General features: G+C 37.1%; 2 protein-coding genes. One reads left to right on the top strand and one right to left on the bottom strand.

Annotation, left to right across the window (positions count from 1 at the left end; all coding sequences use genetic code 11):
- The coding region (locus ACS8FD_RS13990) for a pseudouridine synthase (RefSeq protein WP_439276315.1) at window positions 1–447 on the bottom strand (447 nt) is incomplete at its 3' end.
- Between the two features lie 374 nt (window positions 448–821).
- Here ACS8FD_RS13990 and trxA point away from each other — a divergent pair.
- On the top strand, window positions 822–1,148 hold the full coding sequence (trxA, locus tag ACS8FD_RS13985; protein ID WP_439263128.1) for a thioredoxin: 327 nt from the start codon (window positions 822–824) through the stop codon (window positions 1,146–1,148).
- The last annotated feature ends 477 nt before the right edge of the window (window positions 1,149–1,625 follow it).

Here is a 1,625-nt window from a genome sequence, read left to right as displayed (position 1 = left end):
GTTCTTACTCCAATCATGGTCAACGATATGCCGCGGCTTGGTTGTCGGCTCATATCTTACGGGCACAGATATTTTCCCCGTAGCTCCTATTGTCTCCCAAGTACCAAAAACCCGTGCTTGATAAGTCTTTTGCGGCAATCTGTCAATGAATTGTTTACTAATATTGGTCTGAGCGGCCGCATTTTTTGCAAAGATAAGCAGGCCTGAGGTATCCATATCCAACCGATGAATGAGTTTTACGTCAGGATTTGCGCGTTCAAGTCGTGCCAATAGACTGACCTTTAAAGTCTTACCATCGACACTTAATAACCCTGCAGGTTTGTCTACTACCCAAATATCGTCATCTTCATAAACGGTAATCTCGCGCGCAAATTTTTGAAAAAACTCTACTGGATACTGAGTTTCTTGTAAATTCATGGCAGCGATGTCTTCATCGGTAAAAGGCATAAAAAATAGCTACTTCTGTAAATGAGTTTAAATACGGCAAAAAAGCATAGTAGGTTATGTATACGTTTTTACCAGGCGAATTATAAGGACAATCTACTACCAAGATGTAGCCTGTGTTAATTTGTGTTTCGATTTATTGTACTAATACTAGTTGTTAAGCATTTTAACCACCCTTTGTCTGTCAAGACGTGGCAAACATGCTAATATAATGGCACATTTTCACTTTCATTCCATACTTCTTAGGCTGTAACTGGGTAATTTGTTAGACAGATAAATAGGACTGGCTCATATAGCAGATATATGTTTCCACCCAATTTATCAAACTATTTTCATCTATTACTAGCCAAAAGATGATACAACAAGAGAGAATAATTATGTCAGACCTTATTGTTAATACCACCGATGCAGACTTTGACCAAGACGTACTACAATCTGATGTCCCAGTCCTAGTAGACTTTTGGGCGACTTGGTGTGGTCCTTGTAAGTCGATAGCGCCTATCTTAGAAGATTTGGCCAACGACTATCAAGGCAAAGTAAAAATCGTCAAAGTCGATGTAGACAACAATCCACAGGCAGCAAGCCGCTTTGGTATTCGTAACATACCAACTTTATTCGTCTTTAAAGACGGCGAAAAAGTAGACTCAGTAATGGGTTTACAGCCAAAATCTGAACTTGCTAAAGTACTTGATAAGCATTTATAAATTATATATCAATACCCTCGATTGTTTGAATAAATGATCAAAATTGGCCATTATCTGTACAAGATGATGGCTTTTTTGCATTTTTATTGGTCAAAGAGCAAATTATGCAAATTTTTTAACAAAAATAATTGACAAGCCTGACTTTAAAACCGTATAGTCTGCTGTCAAGAGAAACATAAAATTTCCTGATGCGTCTTAACGCTATTCTCCTCGTGTTTATCAACACAAAACACAATTGTATACTGAACGAAACTACTAACTATAACTATTGATATAGAGCTTTCATTGCAAGCTTTTATATCCCAAACTCTTATATAGTCCTCTTTATATTCACATTTGTCATCCTGACACAGTTTTGCGCAGCTGATGATAATCTGATACATAAAAATCAATGCTATATAAATCTTAACTCTGTGCACACATCCTATCGCTACACTATCGTTGTTTTAATCAATGTCGTGGGTTGTGCTGCTAATG

The organism is Psychrobacter sp. 1U2, from assembly GCF_051847575.1.
This window is presented reverse-complemented; position numbering and strand designations above follow the sequence as displayed.

What these genes read in the sequence shown, in the direction of transcription:
- trxA (WP_439263128.1), top strand. Translation starts at nt 822, where the DNA reads ATGTCAGACCTTATTGTTAATACCACCGATGCAGACTTTGACCAAGAC.